Genomic DNA, 20,423 nt, shown 5'->3' with positions numbered 1-20,423 from the left:
TTATGGCTGAATTAGAATCTGCATTAGAAAAAAGGCTTATAGAGCAGCTTTGCTGTGATGAGTCACAGTGGACATACAGACCTGACCTTAACACGGAAGAAAAGCTCTGGGCAAATTTTAAGAAGATCTTGGAGCAGAATAATAAGGCAAAACTAAACGACACTCCTTTATCGGAGTCTGAGTTTGCCAAAGTAAAGAACGACATTTCCCATGCTTCATTTTACGATGCAGGGAAATGGCTCGTTGGCGAAAACGGAAAAGTCTATGTCCATGTCCAGAGAGGAAATGAGACTCTTCATCTTGTTGTAATGAACAATGAACATATCGCCGGTGGATCCAGCGTATATGAAGTAATAAATCAGTACATTGCGTTTAAAGATGAATCAGAAGAAGGAGACAGAGATAGAAGATTTGATGTCTCTCTTCTCATAAATGGTATCCCACTTATCCATATAGAACTTAAGAATAAAGAGCATCCATATATGGATGGCTACAGACAGATAAAAAAATATATCCGGGAAGGAAAGTTCCATGGACTTTTTTCTAATGTCCAGATGTTTGTTGTAAGTAATGCCGTAGATACAAAGTATTTTGCGGCCGCAAGAGATTCCGAACTTAATTCAAAATTCTTATCGGGATGGCTTGATCACAGTAATCACCCTGTAAGTGACTATATCGAATTTACTAAGCAAGTCCTGCGTATTCCGCAGGCGCATGAGATGGTATCAAAGTATGTTGTCCTTGATAATGATAAGAAAAAACTCCTTATATTAAGGCCATATCAGATACATGCGATAGAATCCATGAGAGAAGCTTCTAAACACGGTGAATCAGGCTTTATCTGGCATACAACAGGCTCAGGTAAGACAATGACATCTTATAAGGCTACAAGGAATCTTCTTATGGATATCCCTTCCATAGAAAAAACGATATTCCTTATTGATAGAAAAGACCTTGACCTTCAGACAAAGCTTGCTTTCCAGTCCTATGCAGAAAATGACACGATAGACGTTGATGATACTGAAAACGTATCCATGCTCATAAAAAGACTTACAGACGGGCAGAGGCAGATGATAGTAACAACACGTCAGAAGCTTCAGATCGTGATAAATAAGCGCCTTGAAGAAGGAACGCCTAAGTATAACAAGATAAGAGCCCTTAAAGTGGCATTTGTAGTTGATGAGTGCCATAGAGCTGTTACTCCTTCTACAAAAAGAGAACTTGAGAAGTTCTTTAATAATTCTTTATGGTATGGATTTACCGGAACACCTATTTTTGAAGAGAATAAATACGAGCTAAAAGGCGATCTTCCGCAGACTACAGAGCAGCTCTATGGAAAGTGCCTTCACAGCTATACGATAAAAGAAGCCATACATGATGAAGCAGTACTTGGATTCATGACAGAGCATTTCGGAGCAAAGGGACTGTCTGAAGAAGACGCTGCAAAGTATTATTCATCTGAAAAGCATATGAGGAATGTCCTTGATATTATCATTAATCAGTCATATACAAAACTCGGAATGGAAAAAGGAAAAGGGCAGACTTATGAAGCCATGCTCACAGTTGATTCTATTGCTATGGCTCAGAAATATTATGACCTTCTTCGCAATGTAAAAGATGGAAAGGACGAGCTTACGATCAGTGAGGATGTAAGAAAAGCTCTTCCTGATTTCCCCAAATTTGCAATAACATATTCTGTCACTGAAAATGACGAAAGCTCTACCGTCAATCAGGACAAGATGAAAGCTTCTTTAAAAGATTATAATGAAATGTTTGGCACAAAATATGATATTGAGAACATCGGTGCCTATAACAGTAACTTAAATGACCGTCTTGCAAGGAAAGAAAAGAAATACCTTAACAGGGATCAGCAGCTTGACCTTATCATCGTTGTAGACAGGCTCCTTACAGGTTTTGATGCTCCCTGCCTTTCAACTTTGTTTATGGATCGCCCACCTATGAGCCCGCAGGGAATTATACAGGCTTTTTCAAGGACGAACAGAATATTTGATAAAAAGAAAAAGTTCGGTCAGATCGTTACCATGCAAAGACCTGAAGAATATAAGAAAGCCATAAACGATGCCCTTGTCCTTTACTCAAGAGGCGGAGAGGGAGTTCCGATATCTGAAGACTATGACACTGTTAGGGAATTATTTGTCTTATCAGTTAAGACTCTCCGTGTCCTGGCACCTTTGCCTGATGACGTTACAGGTCTTTCAAAGAAAGAGAAAAAACGCTTTATCTATGCATTTAGGGATGTAGACAGAAGTCTTTCTCATCTAAGAGCCTTTTCTACATATGATCCGGAGATTCTTTCCGTAGTTGGTTTTTCAGAATCAGACTATGAGGATTATTACGGACATTATAAGAATGTATTAGAAGAGCTTAAAAAAGATAAACCGGATGATGATACTGACAGTTCTTCTGTAAACGATGATTATGATTTCGTTGCATTTTCAAAGCTCCGTATCGACTTTGAGTATATCGTGGAGCTTTTGCAGGGATTTGTAGATTCACTTGATCAGTCGGAAAATGACTTTGACGAAGTTGATTTTGAAAGAAAACTTGCATTTATCAGGGAAATGGTAAAAGACTATGCGCAGACCAATCCAAGGCTGGGCAATATCATAGTACAGGTTCTTGATGAGATTGAAAATGAAAAGGACATATATGTCGGAAAAGATATCTCCGTGATAATAAATGAGATGCGCTATTCAGCTGTTGATAAGGAGATAAAGGAGTTCTCTGACAAATGGTTCATACCTTTTGAAGACGTGAAATATGAAGCATACAACTTTAAGAACGGTGAACTTACAAACGAAAACAATTTTAAAGAAAAAGCTGACTACGCAGCCTATAAAGAAGCAACTAAAGGAGCTTTGCCAAAGTTTAAGTTTAGAACGGCACTGATCGATGATTTTAAGAATAATCTGATGCCGGAGATAGGGCAGCTACTATAAACAAGGACATTTGCAAATTACAAATAATACGAGGAGTTGATACGTTTTACATGAAGCAACCTTAAATACAAAAGTTCTAGAATTATTATTGAAATGGTTATAGTGTTTACTAAAATTGGAAGGATAGGTGGCAATAAATGGTACAGATAAAAAAGATAAAAGTTGTAAATTTATTTGATTATTATTGTTATGAAATTAAAATGAATTCACATAGTAATATATCAATTATTCATGCTCCGAATGGATACGGAAAAACGACCGTATTTAATTTGGTGAAGCATTATCTTGATTTTGATGTATACAAAATACATTTGATTCCCTTTGAAAAATTTACTATTGAACTGACAAATAAAATGAGTTTAGTCGTAGAAAAAAATGATAATGGAGAAATGCACTTTGTAATTTCTGAAAGTGAAAAAAAAGTCGATTGCAATATTGATTATCGTTTTTTTTGTCAAGTGTATTCAAGGAGCAAAAATGTGAAAGAGTATACTCAAAGAATACATAATCTGCTTCGCCGTCCTCATCCTGAAATTGTGGATTTCGAAAAAATACATAATCAATGCCAAGAAAATCTTGCGGTAATTGATAAGCTAAAGGAGTTATACAAGAATTTAAGCTTAAACATAATAAATTCAAATAGACTCTTCATAAACGAACCCTCACACGATCCTTATGGTAATAAATATGTTAATAATAAAATGTATTTCTTACCTGACGAATATATAGAAGAGGACTTGTCTGGAAATAATAGGAAAGAAGTAATAATAAGCGATGCGGATAATATTTTAACAAAAATGCAGAATGCAAGGCAGAAATACAGCATAATTTCAGAGAGTATTGATAGAAATTTTCCTAATAGACTTGTTGAATGCGTAGAGGATAAGAATTATTTACCATATAATGATTCTGAAATAAAGGATAAATTGAAGTCACTTGAGGAGAAAAGATTAGAATTACAAAATGCAGGTCTTCTTCAACCCGGAAAGAATACATTGACGCCTGCAGGCGATATTGATGATACAATGCGAAAATTCTATACGTTGTATATAAATGATTCATTTAGAAAATTAAAACTATATGATGATATAAAATCAAAATTAGAGTTATTTATAGATATTATCAATACCAAAACTGCATTTAGTAATAAAAAAATGGTTATTGATACTCAAAAAGGTGTCTTTTTTGAACCCATACAATCAAAAACCGGTAAAAAACATGATATTCCGCTAGAGAAATTATCTTCTGGTGAAAAGCATGATTTTATCATGTTTTATGAGCTGATTTTTAACTCTAAAAAAAATAGTATTGTACTAATTGATGAACCAGAAATTTCATTGCATGTTGCTTGGCAGATGCAATTTATCAATATTCTCGAAAGAATATGCGTACTAAATAATATTCAAGTAATTGTAGCAACACATTCTCCAGATATTGCCACCGGACATGAAGATTTACTTATTAGTTTAGGTTTGGAGGAAGACTTAAATGACTAGTAATGAGTATATGCATCGAACTGGAAATAGAGCGAAAAGTGAAATGACTTTCCGAAATGCTTACACGAAAGAATATGGCATACAGCACTATCTACTTGTTGAAGGTGAAAGTGATGAAAAATTTTTTGAGAATATATTGGATTGTGAAAAATGCATAGTAAAAAATTTGAAAGGAAAAGAAAAAGTTATCGAATATATAAAAGAAAAGAATAAATATAATCAGAAAGGATATTTAGGTATAGTTGATGCAGATTTTGATCACATTACTGGTAAAATAAAGAGTATTGATAACCTTATTTTTACAGATTTTCATGATATCGAAATGTTGATTTTAAGTAGTAAGCCCAATATGAGGCGTATCTATTCTGAAATGACAAATAATATAAAAATAAAACATTTTGAAGATACTCATAAAATGCAGTTTATTCAAGCTATAATGGAAGCTGCATATAAAATAGGCATATTGAGATTGGTTTTATGTAATCCATACTATTCTGCTATCGATATGGATGATCTTCCGTATATAGATATAACTGATGATGACTTTAATGTAAATACTGATGAGTTGATAAAGAGGGTTATCAGAAAACAATATTCTTTCTATGATATACAACAAAAATATGATGATGAAAAAGAGAAAAAACACGATACTTATCAGTTATGTTGTGGGCATGATGTTACCAATATTTTGGCTTTATGCTTTATTGCAAAAAAGCGTGGTGGACTGGGATACGGCGAGCAAGATCATTTGAGCAAAAAGCTTATAGAAGAATTTTTAAGAGTCATATATAACTTGAAACATTTTAAATCGACAAAAATGTACAAAGCTATATTGGATTGGGAGGAAAAAAATAGTGTAGAAATATTGGATAAAAAAGTGTTTTCTTAAGCACACTATATTTAAGACGCTTTTTGAGCCATTTGATAATGATTCTGCAAAAAACTTAGATTCGGCAAAGCAAGTTGATTAATCAACTCATTCAAGACCTTAGAACAATATGCAACAACTAATAGCTGATCTGCATTATGGAGATAAATAGATGAATAAAATAGTTAACTTACAGGAGTTTAAGAGTTTTAAGAAGCGAAATATAAAAGAAGTGATGCATTCTAAGTTTCTTCCGTATGATTCCACAGATAGGCTTAGGAACAGATTTGAACTTTGTTCATACATAATTTCTGAGCTTCATATAATCATTGAAAACGCGATATCCAAGACCAAAATAAGTCCAAGCGAATTTCGCATGTCACAGAAAGCTGAAAACGAAATACTCTCTCTGAACATCTCCGAGTTGTTTGCGGGGGAAGAAACTTTGCAAATGACCTTTGAGGCTATGATAGATGGAATAAGGTACGCAGCTGTAGGGGATGCTAACATAATCGGCGAGAATGTTTCATTCGATTGCACTGTTGTTAAGTGGAATGGTGTTGAATGGCTCGCTTATGAAACAGGAGAGTGGATTCAAGGTCCAGGGAATGACTTTATTTAATTTCAGCCAGAGTGATGATTGCAGAGATAGATTCTTTTATGCGTGAAAATGAGGTAGAAGATGATTGGATAAGCTAATCCTTGCCAAGCTGCCATATATCATGGGCTTTTATCATATCCTGTGCTTCCTGTATAGAGCGCGGATGAACCCTTGGCTGGATATGGAAAGGATCCATATCATTGTGTTTGTGGCTTATCACAATACTCTTACCGTAAGGATTTTCCGTGGATGTGATATCCCAAGTATGCCCGGTATTTTTGCTTTTTAATGTAATGTGATAGCAGGTTTCATTAATAACCTGAAAATATTCCCGATCTATGCAATTGAGATCTTTTCTATCAAACATTTTTCTTCCTTACACTTGTTGATGGCGACTTTAGATTGCTATTCGCCACTTGCAGTTACGTGTTTCGAAATACAAGCGAACCCTCTTCTTAGAGTTCAAGACTACTACTATGCATTCAAATATATACGTACTGCTGGACACATAGAGATTGTCCGGAGTAGTATATGGCCCGGGATGTGAGAGATTCCGATAGCCTTTTATCGTATAATTTTCATATTCTCCATCTTCGTTCATAAGCCGGAACCGTATAGGAATGATTTCTCCATTATACTTGTGCTGGCAAATGACGTCTACAGCATCAATTACTTTACTCATATAGAACCTCACCAAAAGAACTAATGTTCGACAATTAGATAATACACCTTGAGAACAAATGTTTCAAATTAAAAAAATGTAAAGACAACACTGTTATTGCAACTCCCAAACATTTATGGTAGTGTATACGTAGTTAGTTCTTATTACATCTAATTATTTCAATAACAGAATTTCGACATAAAAAGTGCAGCCAATTCGGTCTGTGCTATTTTTATGTCTTCATATATATAAATCCATTAAAAAATGAAAAAGGAGGCTGTTAATGTATTCAATTATTACATTTCCAGTAGTGAAGATTGTAGAACACAAAAATACCTTCATGGAAGAAACAGAAGCGTGTTTAAAGTTTTACGGAAAGCTAGGTGGAGTAACACTTGCCTTTAATGTCTTTGGCAGTCTACGAGGACATATAAAGGAATACGGTATACGCCCCGGAAATTATCTATGTATTACAGCAGAAATAAGGTCATATATAAATAAAAATGGAGTGCAGGATGAAAGCTATAAAGTATTGTCAGCTGTTCCGGTTCTGGGAAGTGAAAAAGCTATCTACCCAACAGTATATTTTCCTGAGCTGAAAGTTACATCTCTTAAACAAGGAGACGCTACGACAGGAAAATATTACTTAATCAGCTCCGAAGAACCTATTACTATAGGTGGAATTCATCCCAAGCGAGAAATGCGAGCCTGGTCTGATGGCATGGCAGAAGTGATCGAGAAAATGAAAGTACATTCGGGATCACGGATAACAGCCGCCGCTCAAGTAAGATATTCGTTAGTCCCTGGCGGCGGTAAGAAGATGGATTATACACTTCTTTCATTTACCTATCTTCCAAAGACAAATAATAACATAAATGATAAAAGAAACACCGCTTCTACCAAAACAGAAGTAATCGAAACCATCAATGAACCGGCGTATAAAGAAAAAATCATAGATATGCCAGTAAAAAACAAAGCTGAAAGGAAACCTATAAAAATCGAATTTAGCATAGAAGACTTTGATCAGATGTTCTGCTAATACCAACTGAATAGTAATTAACCAATGCGGCGAAACAGAAAAAGTATCTCTCCGCATTTGGAGAGATACTAGGAGGAAAAAATGTCGAAAAACACAACAGAACTAAACCTGATACTTGATACAATCAACCACACAAAGCTAACAGCAAGCGAATGCTCTGATATATTTAATGCTTTGATATCTCAAAATGAAGTTATTTGTTGTAAATTCTGGACAACCAACGATATCAAACAAAGACTTTGTGAGAATTATAACGTAAAAGTATCAGATAACGACATAGAAGTAGTAGCAAAGGATATTAATTACTATACAAACCTTGACGAGCCTACTTTTTCTGAATTGCATGCTATAGATTCCGCAATCAGAGATGCAGCTATCAAGATTCATGTTACAGATATTATCTGGGATGTTGATAAGGCGGAATTCGATAATATTACTGAATATCAAACTGTTGTTGAGAATCTTCCAACCAGTATAGATATTCCTCTTTCTGCCTTAGATTATAATGTAGATATTATAGACTACCTGCATAATGAATATGGCTATTTCGTTGAAGCATACTGTACGGAAGAATATTCAAATTTTTAGAGAAATTTCATTCCTTACAACAGTGAAATTTCTCTAAATATCCTTGAACAGAAAATCCGGCAAGTGATATTATAATATTGAGGTAGTATCAAAATAGCTACAAAAATAAAGTAAATAGTCCCTGAAGGGCTGACTGATTACCGTTTGATCAGAAGATGCCCTAGGTGGGTTGTCTTCTGTTTTACATAATACAAAAACACATAATATTGAAGGGAGATAATCCAAATGGACAATAGTTTTACGCCATATGATGATGCTTTCCGAACAATGATAACAGATGCACCGATCACACTCATACCTTTGATAAATGAGATGTTTAAGGAAAGCGGTATTCATTTGTTGGGAAAAGAAAAGCTGAATTTATCAGCAAATGAGATTTTTCTAAATCAGCAGAACGGAGAACAAGCAAAACGGATAACAGATTCTTCATTTACAATAAGTGATGGAGAACATGTTCGGAGATTCCATATCGAATGCCAGAGCACTACTGATGGAACAATGGTTATCAGAATGTTTGAGTACGATGCGCAGATTGCACTTAATGATACACGAAACACATCTGATACAGAGCATTTAGTAGTAAATTTTCCGGAATCAGGGATTCTGTATCTTAGATCTAATGAAGATACACCTAAATATGTCACCACGACGATTAAGGTTCCGGGCGGACAACAGGTAACGTATAAGATTCCGACGCTTAGTATATCCAGTTATTCTGCTGAGGATATAATCGAGAAGAAATTATACTTTTTGATACCTTTTTATATCTTCAATTATGAGAAGACATTTGATGATATTATTAAAGGCAATGAAGCTATCTCTGCAAAGATGATCTCAGACTATAAACTTATAGCTGGTTCTTTGCAGAAAGCATTAAAAGATGAAGAACTTAAGGAACTCGATATAATAGCAATTTCGGGTATGTTTAAAAAGGTCATGGAGCACTTGACTGTGGGCTGTGAGACAGTAAGGAAGGAGGTCTTAGACAATATGGGTGGAACGGTATTAGATTATCCGGCTAAGACTGCATATAATGAAGGATTGACTGAAGGAACTAGAAATGGAAACGCGCAGCGACTTGTACGTGCAGTTCAAAAAAATATGGAAAAATATAATGTTTCTCTTGAAGAAGCATGTGATGCTTGTGATTCAACCGTGGAAGAATATTACGAAGCAGTTGAATTGTTGAAAAATGAAGATGAAGCTGAATTTATGTAAAACAGTTATGGATTTCTTCTTGTGATAAGAGGAAATCCATCTTCTTTAACGGAGCTTCAGGATACAGAACTTGGTAACTTTCTTAGGTTTGTCCATACTGGTGAGCCGACAGATAAATTTACAGATGCGTTGCTAAATGAAGTAAATGTAGTTAAAAGAAATGAGAAGTGGGAGGTAGAATATATGACACTTCTGATGAGAGATCGAGAAAACATAAAGTACGGAGATTCTCAGCGACTTGTACGTGCAGTTCAAAAAAATATGGAAAAATATAATGTTTCTCTTGAAGAAGCATGTGATGCTTGTGATTCAACCGTGGAAGAATATTACGAAGCGGTTGAATTATTAAAAAATGAAGATGAATTTATGTAGAACGTTAAGGCTTTCTTCTTGTAAAAGGAGAAAGCCTTTTTAGTCAGCTTAGATTTTATTAGTTGCAAATAAAAATACGCTTTTAGCAGAATATAAGTAACGTCAAACAAAATTATAGTTAAACCCATTAAGCCATTTACATTCATGTAAGCGGATTTTTTGACGTTTTCAGATAGATTTACCTAATTCCTCCATCCAATGGGCAATTAAATAACAATTAAAGAATTTTTCTGCTTGCTGCGGAGACTGAAGTAGAAGATTTATACAAGCTGGAAAAACAGAAGCGCCAAATGAAGTATAACTTACAACATTTGAGAATGAAAATGGAGAGCCAAATGCTTTTTATGCACTTAGTGAAGTGAATGGGATCCCGGAACAGTCCCTTGCAGAGATTGATCTTAAGAAGGAATCGCCACTTTGCAGACAGATGGCAAAAGGTCAGAAGAGATGATGAAAGTATTTGGTATACTTATTGAGGACGCTCCGAGAGCTGCCGAGATGCTTTATATGGCAACAATGGTCACTGCTCTTAAGGTAAACAAAGGAGATGCAGAAGAAATTGCTGATAAGCTTGGAATTGATGAAAAAGCCCTATTTATGGCTAATTATGAATATGAGTTAACGGTAAACGGTCATTTACTTTCAGAACCATAGATGATGCAAAGATTAAGACATATGAAGCTGAAAGGGACATTAAATTAAAAGAGTTGGAATATCAGGAGCAAAATCACAGCAAAAGGAACAGGACCTTATTGAACAAGGGATGATCAGTGCAGGATATTGCAAGGACTATATTGGAAAAAGCTATAAATATGCTGTTTCAATATTAGAGTCAAAAGGATTTACGAATATTGAAACCATATGCTTAGATGATTCATCTGAAGAAAAAAAAGCAGATACAGTTGATTCTGTTGCCATTGCAGGAAGAGTATTTTGATTCAAAGGATTACTTTACACCTGATATCAAAATAGTTATTTATTATCATTAGTAAAAAAGTCCTCCCCGTGAGGACTTTTAGAAACAATACAATAATTATTTTGAATAAATAGCGGATTCAACTGAACTTATTCGGCTTTCAATGTCTCGTAGCTCATATAGGATCTCAACCATTAATTCTTTTTCAGACATAGAGAGTAAACGTTGCTTCTCTAAAAGTACGCGTTGCTTTTCTGCTTCAATTTCTTTCTCTCTCTTTTCTTGAACTTCTCTTATTTTATTTTTCATTCCTTCAAACATATTTACAGCCCTCAATAAAAGTATTTACATGTGTCTCAAAAATGTAATCTAAAAACATTGTTGGCAGGAAGATAAAAACGGAAGCAAAAAAAATATGCCATTTTGTTTATGAATAACGTTTTATCGTGTATAATTATACTATTACAGAAAAACAATCTGCATTAGTTTCTTTAATGTGTACTAATTTAGCACCATCTTATTAAGGGCAAGGACTGGCTTTATAATAAACAATCTCTGTTACTAATAGTTGGATATCAAAGTAAATAGTTTTCGCTATTATTTTTTCAAAAATCGTACATCAAATGGTAATCAAATTTAAATATATTCCTCTTGAATATAATTCTGAAGCATATATGAATATTCCGATGAAAATATATGGGTAAAAGAACGTTGTTGTGAAACAAATAATAGTTTATGTGTGAAAGGAGGAAACACATGGCAGAAAAAAAATTGATGAAAGCTGAGGAAGTAGCGGAGATTCTACGTAATGACAGTAATGAAGCAGTAAAGATGAATGCACTACTTGGTGCTACATTAACTATTCTAAAAACGGAGCTTAAAGTTGAATTTGTGAAAAAGTCAGATGGTGGCTATACTGTATTGCTCATTCCTACTAAAGTGGGAGATGCTCCCCAAACGACAATACAAGAGCTTATAGATGATGTAAAAGGGTTATCGCAGAATGAAAACGTAGATGTTTCAGAATTAGAAGAAATATGCGGGGAGAAGAATAATGATGGGTTAGGTGATATAGGGATAAGCCTTTCTATGGCATTTTTATATGTAGATGCAAACATGGATGCTACTTCAAAACAGACCAAAGTAAGTAGTATGGAATATGCATTTCAAATCAAAGCCGATTTACATAATGTAATACCTAAAGAAATCAGCAAGTTTGTTTCAATAAAAAACGCAGAAGTAGCGGTTTGGAATACGGAGAGGCCTAAAATAATTGAAGCAATGCAACTTATTAAACCAGAAGATTATTTGAAGGAATTTGATTGATCTTAGGAGCACGCGGTATGTCTAATAAGAACAAGATGCAGGCAGGAGTTGGCTTAAAGGGAACTTTTCTTGGAATAGATACTGACTTTTATATGGATTCTAATAGAGATGCTGCGTGCTTGATAAAATTAAATAATGAAAGTTTGGAAAAATTTCTCAATTTATTTGATGAGAATACAAAGAATTTTCTTGAGCCGTATGTAGGCAAGCTAGGGGAATTTAATAGTTCTGTATTGGTATGGTATGAAGCGGCTGGCGGATTAGAGGTATTACTTAAAGACAATAATTTATTATTTTTATTATATATTGGCAAACAAGGCCGGCTTCTAATGTTTGACTATAGTATTAACCCTGTACAAGAGCTGAATGGTACAGATAATGATTTATTTAAGAGTGTTATGAAGTTCTTTAGGGTGGATAAGCTGTTTTTTTGTTACTTACAGGGATCACCCAAAAGTGAAAGACTGAAAAAATTCCTTGAAGCAAAAAGCTTGACTATACCAAATTATAGGTCATCAAATGCACATGATAAGTTTATATTATATGCATGTATTCCTATAGGCGATGGAATAGCTGAAGAAGAAAATGCGGTTAATAAAGCGTTAAAGGGTATATTCCATGTAAATAAATTGGATTTATTTGTTGAATTATCTCAAACAGGAGCTAGATTTTTCCTAATGCTTCCCGAGATAACGACAGGTTCATTTAGAAGTAAGAATTTGTCTATAGAGATCTCATTAGATAGATCAATTGGTCTGATGTTTACTATGTCTGGTGAGTTTTCGTTTCCAGATCTGAATAATGCAGGATTTATAATGAGTGCTTCATTTGGCGTGGCAAATATAAATTTTTCAGCGAGTTCGTTGCTTGGACAGGTATATCAGATTCCGGGAACACCTGTCATACTTAGCGATATGGCTATTTCGTTTGGCTTGTCAGGACCTGCTATAGCGGTTGGAATAGCAGCCGGAGTCACAATAAGACAGTTGACTTTGTTTGGGGCAGTGCATATGACAATAGTTACAGAAGCTCCAGTTGTTGATCTGTTAGCAGTTGCAATGACAGAATTATCACTTCCTAGTATATGTAAAAATATCCTAGGGATAGATAATGATGCAGTAAATATGTTAGATGACATTTCCATAATGCCATTTAAACTTAACTATGAAAAAAAACTAATCCCTAGTAAAGATACGACACCAGAGCAAGTCGCGGGTTTTATTAATGATGCTATTAGAGGAGTATTTCCTTTCGAAGTTGATGCGAATGGAATTGGTTTATATGGAGAACAGGACGATTGGAAATCTCTAAGAGTTTTGGATAAAAACAGAATGCTACACTATAGGATATCCGAAACAGGAGAACTGGCTTTTTTGCCCCAATTTTATTATTCGACTAGGAAAATAGAAATGGGCGCATATAAGTTCCCACAAGGAATATTCTTTTGTGGGGAAATTAATTTTTTGGAAGCATCCTTTAAGGTAATGTTCTGTGCATTGGATGGTGAGGGTATAATTGGCTTTGCACAGATTAAAGAGATAGATTGTGGCATTATAAAACTGACAGGTTCAGATCGAAGCACTAATTTTCAAAATCCAGTAACTACAGATACGGATACGATGTTATCTGCACTGGTGAACAATGATTCCAGTTTCCCAGATTCTTTCAAAAAAAAGGCAATAGCTTATCTTAGCATGTGCAAGGATAAATATAGTTTTTATTTAGACGGACATCTAGAATTGTTTGGTATATTCGGAGTAGATGCCCAGATTTTGTATATGGATAAGCAAATAGCTGTTCATACTAAGCTATTAATAGAGAAAGTATTTTCTACAACGTTAGATTTGGCGGTTGATTATTCTTCCTTTAAGAGTATGCGGTTTGGATTTAAGATTATTTTTGATGCGGAGCCGTTATATGAACAGCTTAAAGATGTACAAGACTGTGTAAAAGCTCTTGTTAAGGAACTTAAACAAAGTTTTTCTCGTTTTGATGAGCAGCTTAAAATGGCAGAAGCAAATGTCAGGTCTTTGCAGAATAAAATAAATGATCTGAAGCGCTCAATACAAGAGAGTAAAGATAGAATTCATAGGGCTAAATGGTATCAATTTTGGATATGCGTCGAAGAAGGTGCAAAGATTATTGTGTATGAGGGTGAAATAGTGGCTTTGAATGTAAGCATGAATATTGCCCTCGGAGCATTAGAGTTGGTAAGAGTAGCAGCGAAGGGAGTTGAATGGATGGGGGAAGAAGTCCTTAATGCTGTTAATGCTGTTATAACCGGGGTAATGCAAGCATTTTTTGTTAGGTATTTGGAATTTGGTATTGAGGTTAAACCAGGTCAAGCTGAACAAAAATACGAGTTAGAAATAAAAGGAGAAGCAAAGCTTACAGTTATAGGAAAAGATATATCAGGTAGCTTTAAGGTTGAGGTGAAAGATATTACAAGTTCTGTAAAAGAATTGCTGCAAAAAGCATTAGTAGCGCTGATAAAGAGTGCTTTCCCCAAAATGGATACTTTAACAGATATAGTAAATGAGTCATCATTAATAGAAGACCGTAAGAATTCTTACGAAGAAGACATAGAAGATGCCCCATATAAAAACCTGATACTGCAATATGATGGACCTGAGAGCCTGCCTGAAATGGCAGAACTTGCGCAGGAGGGAACAGGGCGGCTTGAAGATGGTATGAACATGACAAATGAACTTATAAAAAAATATATAAGGGAAATGAAAGAAGATCGACCGGAGTTTGAAAATCTTCTTGTATCATATAAAGACACTGTTGCTTTTGGAGCATCACTTTTAGGGAAGACAATAGATAATATATATGAACCAGTGCAGAATCTTGCGTCATGTTTGACAGATTTAGTCACAGATTTAAAGAGTGATAGGCCAAAAAAGAGAATAGCAGCAAATGCATTGGAACTTGATGATATTGTAGCTGCACTCGAAAATTATCGGAAATATACAGAACCTGCAATGGCAGAGACAATGCAGGTTAGGAATAGAATAGAGACTTTGGCAGAAGCTATCGAGCCTGATATAAGAAAAAATATGCAACATGATCTAAATGTGGAGAATAATGCAACGAATGTTAAAACAGATGGTATTAGTACTTTGAATAATAGAAACTATGATCGGCTTTATAACAATATGGAAGAGACTGTACAAAGATACTTTCCACCCAAAAAACATTGTAAATTTTTCCAATTTGGAAATGAGCTTGGATTTTATAAGGCGTTGAATGAATCAAGAAAAGAAAGTGGATGTGCTTATATGGATAGTGAAATATTAAAGGAAAAGATGATGAAAATGAAAAATGAAAATGGTTTTGCAGAAGGATATATACAACGATTATACACGGATTGACGAATGAATGTAGAGTGTAAGAAAAATAAGCTTAAAGCAGATGTTTTTTAGGATATATATATTAAAAACGAAAAACAAAGCTTGAAAAGCTCGGACTATTATAGTAAAGTATACTCATACAGTTGTGAATCCACATAATTATTTTAATAACAGTTTTTAACAAAGCTTGTTTAGTTTGAGCCTTCTCACAGGAAAAGGCTCTTTTTTATTTGATATTTACAAAAACGTTTTTAAAGTATACTATACAATTATTGGAGGTGCGCAATGAAATTTTCACACGTTATAGGTATATTCCTTTCTTTATTTTTACTCCTTACGCTTCCTGTGTTCTTTTTTACAGATATGAATGCTAAAGCACAAACAACTACTACAGAATATTCCCAATATCTACAATCTGCAGCAAATGCTGCTGTATCTGCTGCGACAGAACATATGAATAATGGCAACCTTTTTAATACAGAAGATGCAAGGAAAGCGGCCGTTGATGCATATTACAATATCTTAATCAAATGTTTTAACTATGATTACTCAACCAACATGGATCTCGTAAAATATTATACCCCTTGTATATTTCTTATTGATAACGACGGATATTACATAGAATATACAGAAACTTATTCATCCGGAGGATATGATACCTATACGGATGTAATTACTCCAATAAACAAATGGAGCGCTGTATATGGTGACTATTACGTAGAATTCCACTTAGATAATTCAGTAAAAATCATATACAATGGCGAAAGCTATGAAGGATTCTATAAAGATGTTTACAACAAACTCAAAAAACCATCTGCACTTTTATCTGGTACCGCTCCTGAATTGCCCAGTTTTTCTGCACCTGAAAAAGAGTTCGCACAAACTAAATATGAATACATATTAAATATCATCCAAGATCGGTTGGAATACTACGTCAATACTCATCAAGAATTCTTTAATCAGAAAGGTAATGTGCAATACGCATTTACACTTCCTAGAATAACCGGAGATGATTGGGGAAGATTACTTGATTCCCCTACAGCAATGGGACTATTGCAAGGTATTCAAGTACCTTATAGTGATGAATTTATAAATATATATGCGTTCTCGGGAAACGAACTAACTGAAACACAAAAATACTATATTCTATATGACGAAACATATGGTCAATATTATTACCACACAGGAAAGCATCTACATGACATGGGTATAAATACAGATCACTTAACCGGATATTCGATGGAAGGTGCAGCAAAGCAAGGAGCACACCCTTGTCCTGAATGCATATTGAAAAGATATTAGAATTGATAACAACAGCCCAATTTGGACTATATTCCATCCTGCATATGTCCTAAAAAACTCAGCAGAAAGACCAGAGAAAAAGCTCTGGTCTTTTTTTACAAAAAATAAATGAAAACCTACAAGAATTCCACACTTATTCATAAATTAATAAATGTAATTGAGTGCAAGCGATTGAGTGTGTTACAATGATTTCCGTTGAATTTATCTTACATAGGCTGTACAGAACTCTATATAACCTTTTGAAGCATAGAATTATATATAAATGCTGGCTAAATATTGCAAGATATCTCGCAACCAACAAGACGATAATTGCAAACACAGGTAATAATAGCGAATTTCTCTAACGTCTTTATGAAAGTCAAAAGATAATTCTTCTTTTTAATTAAAAATAACACATATTTTTTGATAAATGGTAGGCATAAATAATGATAACAAAAGAACATGCACAGATGATAGTACAAGAAAAAATGTCAGATAACCTTGTGATAGTTGATAGTTTCGAAAATTCCACCGAATGGTGCTTTGGATTAGCGCTGATAACTGATTATGGCGAGATAATCCCCCTTGTCGGGAATAGTACCATAAGAATAGACAAAAAAACAGGAGAAATAGTAAAAAACAGCTATGCTCAATAATATTGAAGTTTTCACACAAAGCAGTATAAGGATAACGAACAGCTCATCAACAATATACTTAGATCCATTTCGTATAAAGAATAATCCGCATGATGCTGATTATGTACTTATAACTCACGCCCATTATGACCATTTTTCTATTGAAGATATACGTAAAGTAATAAAAGAATCCTCTATTTTAGTGGTCCCTACAAAACTGGAAGACGATGCTAGGGAACTAGAGCGAGAAGTTGCCGGAATAATTACTGTTAATCCAGGCATATATAAAGAAATAAACGGACTTGAGCTCGAAACTATTCCTGCATATAACACGATAAAGCCTTTTCATCCCAAACGTGCTGAATGGGTCGGTTATATACTACGCATAGATGGAAAAAGAATATATATTTCAGGTGATACCGGCGCTACAAAAGAAGCAAAACAGGTAAAATGTGATATTGCTCTTATTCCTATTGGCGGAACATATACAATGGATTCAAAAAAGGCCGCAGACCTTATCAATGTGATAAGACCAGAATACGCTATTCCTACACATTATGGTTGCGGTGTTGGCAAAAAGAGTGATGGACTTACATTTTCGTCTCTTGTAAAGCCTCCAATAAAAGTTGTCGAGAAAATCCAATACTTTGATGCCTAACATATAGTAAACATATGTTCGTAGTCTTTTTCGAAAAACAGAAATTTTGCGAAAAACACGAATATATGTTCGCACCAACCTCCCGCCACGTAAAGGTCTTATTTATAAGCTTCAGCTTCTTTTTCTGATATCGATCGTGGCTCATTATTTCTGATACAGCCGGTGAAACACCATGTCCTTCAAAGCAAAAATGCACATGATACCTTTCACGATCATGACTATGGTAAAGGACAAGCCCCGGATAACCCTCTTTATCAAATTTCTTTATTATCCAATAATGGCCTGTCTCTTTGCTCATAACCTCTACGCTATCATCTTCCCAATTTAAAACATCAAAATAACCGCAAGTAACTAAAAATACATCAAACTCATCAAAAATCTTTCTTCTCCATGCATATAACAACCATAAAAGTGGAATTTTATTATTGCGAACGCAATAATTGCAATAATTGCAGCTTTGAATTGCTGAGATGGATAATATACCAAAAACATTTTTATTTGTAAATAGGATAAGTATAAAACAAAATTTCACCAATTAAACAATCTTCCCTAAACCATGTTTCAAGCATATAAAGGGGATTGCTCAGGATTCTATACAAGTCCCTATATATATTTAAACTTCATAACATATATCAATATCAATATTGACATTTCAAATTAGCATAGTATACTTTACTTAGAATTCTACAAAAAGTATAGTTGATCGACATCAAACAGGAGGTAAAAAACCATATGAAGGTAAATGCTAATCAGGCTTTTATTATTGCAAGAGCCTTATATAAAGGAATTAACACAGGAGAAAATGATGTACAGTTTTCAGTATGGGGCGACGGCGCTGCAACTGTCGGACTAAAAAGAAAAAGAGGAAAATTCCTACTGTATATCGCATTAAACGATAAACACGAAAAAGGAATACGCTTTCCTTTATTCGATAAAAATACCGATATACAAGACCTTGCAGACAACATACAGCTAGCAATCGAAGAAAGCGTTTTCTTAGAAGATAAAGATCTTGATACTTCAAGAAAGATCTTTCAGGATGCTGAACATAATTATTCTGAAGAATATGAAGATCAGTACGAAAATGGCTCTCCTGAATCCAATGTAAATATATCAGAAATGCATGCTAGAAGCTTGCAGCATGCACCCGGAAACCTTGAATTATCAAAGGCCGATCCCTCAAGATATCACCTTACCAACGATGCCCCCGCCTTTGACGATGTAGACATAGATTTTGATAAAGAAACTGATTTTGAAGCCGTCAACACCAGCTCCTCTGAAGAGCCCTTTACTTATGCTACTCATGTAGCTGATGCAGCCGGACTCGCTTCATCAACTCCTTCTGATAACATTAACTCTCAGCATATTGCATCGTTTCAGGAAGCAGCTTCCAGTAATGAAACTGATCCCGGCTTTGACATAGCTGAATACGTAACCGATTCAACTTTAGAGGGAAACGTACTTCAAAAAAGCCATAAAGTCGCTGAACTTATAAGTTCTTGGGAACCTGATTCAAAATACTCTTTGCAGGGAATGGAAAAGGAGTTACTTGTTAACTTCCTTGATGCTTTGATCCAGTCACTACTCTTCTCAGAGATGACGTATGAAGAAGCCATCATTCAACGCGATTATTTATTTATAAAGGATTTATATGACTTCGTAACACAAAATGATCTGGCCGCAATAGAAAATCACTTTAGCGCATTGCCTACATCACACCTTGCACTTGCTCCTTACAGATTATTTGCATACGCAAGTATAGAGTCTAAATCGGCTATAATGCAGAATGTTATCCTTAGATTATCAAATTATGCCGATAGCGGCTTTGATATAATCTTTGATGAAATCTACGAAGAAATGGACGAAGCAAACGGACCAGAAGAAGAAGCCATGAAAGATAATGAAGAAATTAATGAAGAAATGAAAGATAATGAAGAAATTAATGAAGAAATGAAGGATAACGAAGAAATGAAGGATAACGAAGAAATGGAGGATAACGAAGAAATGCTCAATGTAAAAGATGATATTTTTGACCATAATCTTGAAACTAACGGGGAAGCAAATGCTTATTACGCACTCGAAAAAGATTCCTCTAAGACATCCATTGATGAAAATGAGACTATTTCGCAGCTTCAGAAGCAGATCACTGCAAGAGCTTCCGACTTTGCCAAGGTAATGAATGACGCTTTTATTACTATTGTAGATAGCGAACCGGAACAAGCTGAAAAGTTGTATCTTGTAGCAATCGCTATTGCTCTAAAGACAATGAATGGTGATGCTGTAGCACTTGCAGAAAAGATGAACTCAGATGTAAGAGATGTCATCATGGCTGACTATGAATATCAGCTCAGAAAGAAAAAGCTTCAAGCCGCACTTTGATACAAAACTCCTCCCTACAAAAAAGAAGCAACCGTAAGCATTGATTTAGTACTAGGCTTGGCAGTTGCTTCT

18 protein-coding genes are annotated in these 20,423 nt (G+C 34.8%); 16 read left to right on the top strand and 2 right to left on the bottom strand.

Translation table 11 applies throughout. The features are described 5' to 3' along the window. Positions 1 to 2: 2 nt before the first annotated feature. From DL92_RS0110535 to DL92_RS0110520, 4 genes are all read left to right on the top strand, one after another. Complete coding sequence (locus DL92_RS0110535) at positions 3 to 2,960, top strand: type I restriction endonuclease subunit R, EcoR124 family (RefSeq protein ID WP_026667672.1); 2,958 nt, start codon at positions 3 to 5, stop codon at positions 2,958 to 2,960. Positions 2,961 to 3,097: 137 nt separating this feature from the next. Continuing rightward, entirely contained in the window at positions 3,098 to 4,456 is a 1,359-nt protein-coding gene (locus DL92_RS0110530; RefSeq protein WP_026667671.1) for an AAA family ATPase, read from the top strand. After that, a complete protein-coding gene (locus tag DL92_RS0110525) occupies positions 4,449 to 5,345 on the top strand; it encodes a DUF4435 domain-containing protein (protein ID WP_026667670.1) in 897 nt (298 codons plus the stop codon). The genes DL92_RS0110530 and DL92_RS0110525 overlap by 8 nt, the downstream gene beginning before the upstream one ends. Before the next feature lie 151 nt (positions 5,346 to 5,496). After that, positions 5,497 to 5,946 (top strand): hypothetical protein, encoded by a 450-nt coding sequence (locus DL92_RS0110520; protein ID WP_026667669.1) that lies wholly within the window; start codon positions 5,497 to 5,499, stop codon positions 5,944 to 5,946. A 73-nt stretch (positions 5,947 to 6,019) separates the two neighbouring features. On the opposite strand, the gene DL92_RS0110515 is transcribed toward DL92_RS0110520, so the two are convergent. Then, positions 6,020 to 6,292: a hypothetical protein gene (locus DL92_RS0110515; RefSeq protein WP_026667668.1), complete on the bottom strand. Its 273-nt coding sequence runs from the start codon at positions 6,290 to 6,292 to the stop codon at positions 6,020 to 6,022. Positions 6,293 to 6,869: 577 nt separating this feature from the next. Here DL92_RS0110515 and DL92_RS0110510 point away from each other — a divergent pair. The 6 genes from DL92_RS0110510 (at position 6,870) to DL92_RS21070 (ending at position 10,740) form a co-directional block, all read left to right on the top strand. Then, positions 6,870 to 7,625 (top strand): hypothetical protein, encoded by a 756-nt coding sequence (locus DL92_RS0110510; RefSeq protein WP_026667667.1) that lies wholly within the window; start codon positions 6,870 to 6,872, stop codon positions 7,623 to 7,625. Between the two features lie 81 nt (positions 7,626 to 7,706). Continuing rightward, a complete protein-coding gene (locus DL92_RS0110505; protein WP_026667666.1) occupies positions 7,707 to 8,213 on the top strand; it encodes a hypothetical protein in 507 nt (168 codons plus the stop codon). 225 nt (positions 8,214 to 8,438) lie between these two features. After that, a complete protein-coding gene (locus DL92_RS18985; RefSeq protein WP_051625301.1) occupies positions 8,439 to 9,431 on the top strand; it encodes a hypothetical protein in 993 nt (330 codons plus the stop codon). A gap of 21 nt (positions 9,432 to 9,452) precedes the next feature. Further along, positions 9,453 to 9,803, top strand: a complete 351-nt coding sequence (locus DL92_RS0110495; protein ID WP_026667665.1) for a hypothetical protein — start codon at positions 9,453 to 9,455, stop codon at positions 9,801 to 9,803. 417 nt (positions 9,804 to 10,220) lie between these two features. Beyond that, on the top strand, positions 10,221 to 10,457 hold the full coding sequence (locus DL92_RS0110490) for a hypothetical protein (RefSeq protein WP_026667664.1): 237 nt from the start codon (positions 10,221 to 10,223) through the stop codon (positions 10,455 to 10,457). A gap of 109 nt (positions 10,458 to 10,566) precedes the next feature. Further along, on the top strand, positions 10,567 to 10,740 hold the full coding sequence (locus tag DL92_RS21070; protein ID WP_155841119.1) for a hypothetical protein: 174 nt from the start codon (positions 10,567 to 10,569) through the stop codon (positions 10,738 to 10,740). A gap of 96 nt (positions 10,741 to 10,836) precedes the next feature. Here DL92_RS21070 and DL92_RS18980 read toward each other — a convergent pair whose 3' ends face one another. Continuing rightward, the gene (locus DL92_RS18980; protein WP_034468929.1) at positions 10,837 to 11,040 is read right to left on the bottom strand and encodes a hypothetical protein; all 204 of its coding nucleotides are present in this window, start codon (positions 11,038 to 11,040) and stop codon (positions 10,837 to 10,839) included. Between the two features lie 435 nt (positions 11,041 to 11,475). On the opposite strand from DL92_RS18980, the gene DL92_RS0110475 reads away from it, so the two are divergent. From DL92_RS0110475 to DL92_RS0110445, 6 genes are all read left to right on the top strand, one after another. Further along, a complete protein-coding gene (locus DL92_RS0110475; protein ID WP_026667663.1) occupies positions 11,476 to 12,045 on the top strand; it encodes a hypothetical protein in 570 nt (189 codons plus the stop codon). A gap of 17 nt (positions 12,046 to 12,062) precedes the next feature. Continuing rightward, positions 12,063 to 15,419 carry a hypothetical protein gene (locus tag DL92_RS0110470; RefSeq protein WP_026667662.1) on the top strand — a complete coding sequence of 1,119 codons (3,357 nt, stop codon included), beginning with the start codon at positions 12,063 to 12,065 and terminating at the stop codon, positions 15,417 to 15,419. Between the two features lie 264 nt (positions 15,420 to 15,683). After that, complete coding sequence (locus DL92_RS0110465; RefSeq protein ID WP_026667661.1) at positions 15,684 to 16,700, top strand: hypothetical protein; 1,017 nt, start codon at positions 15,684 to 15,686, stop codon at positions 16,698 to 16,700. Positions 16,701 to 17,125: 425 nt separating this feature from the next. After that, complete coding sequence (locus tag DL92_RS0110460; RefSeq protein WP_026667660.1) at positions 17,126 to 17,335, top strand: hypothetical protein; 210 nt, start codon at positions 17,126 to 17,128, stop codon at positions 17,333 to 17,335. Beyond that, positions 17,325 to 17,972, top strand: a complete 648-nt coding sequence (locus tag DL92_RS0110455; RefSeq protein ID WP_026667659.1) for an MBL fold metallo-hydrolase — start codon at positions 17,325 to 17,327, stop codon at positions 17,970 to 17,972. Before DL92_RS0110460 ends, DL92_RS0110455 begins: the two co-directional genes overlap by 11 nt. A gap of 732 nt (positions 17,973 to 18,704) precedes the next feature. Continuing rightward, complete coding sequence (locus tag DL92_RS0110445; protein ID WP_026667657.1) at positions 18,705 to 20,351, top strand: hypothetical protein; 1,647 nt, start codon at positions 18,705 to 18,707, stop codon at positions 20,349 to 20,351. Positions 20,352 to 20,423: the final 72 nt, after the last annotated feature.

It is taken from the genome of Butyrivibrio sp. AE2005 (assembly GCF_000686965.1).
Lineage (GTDB): Bacteria > Bacillota > Clostridia > Lachnospirales > Lachnospiraceae > Butyrivibrio > Butyrivibrio hungatei_A.
Note: the sequence above shows the minus strand (reverse complement) of the source record. Positions and strands in the feature narration are given on the sequence as shown.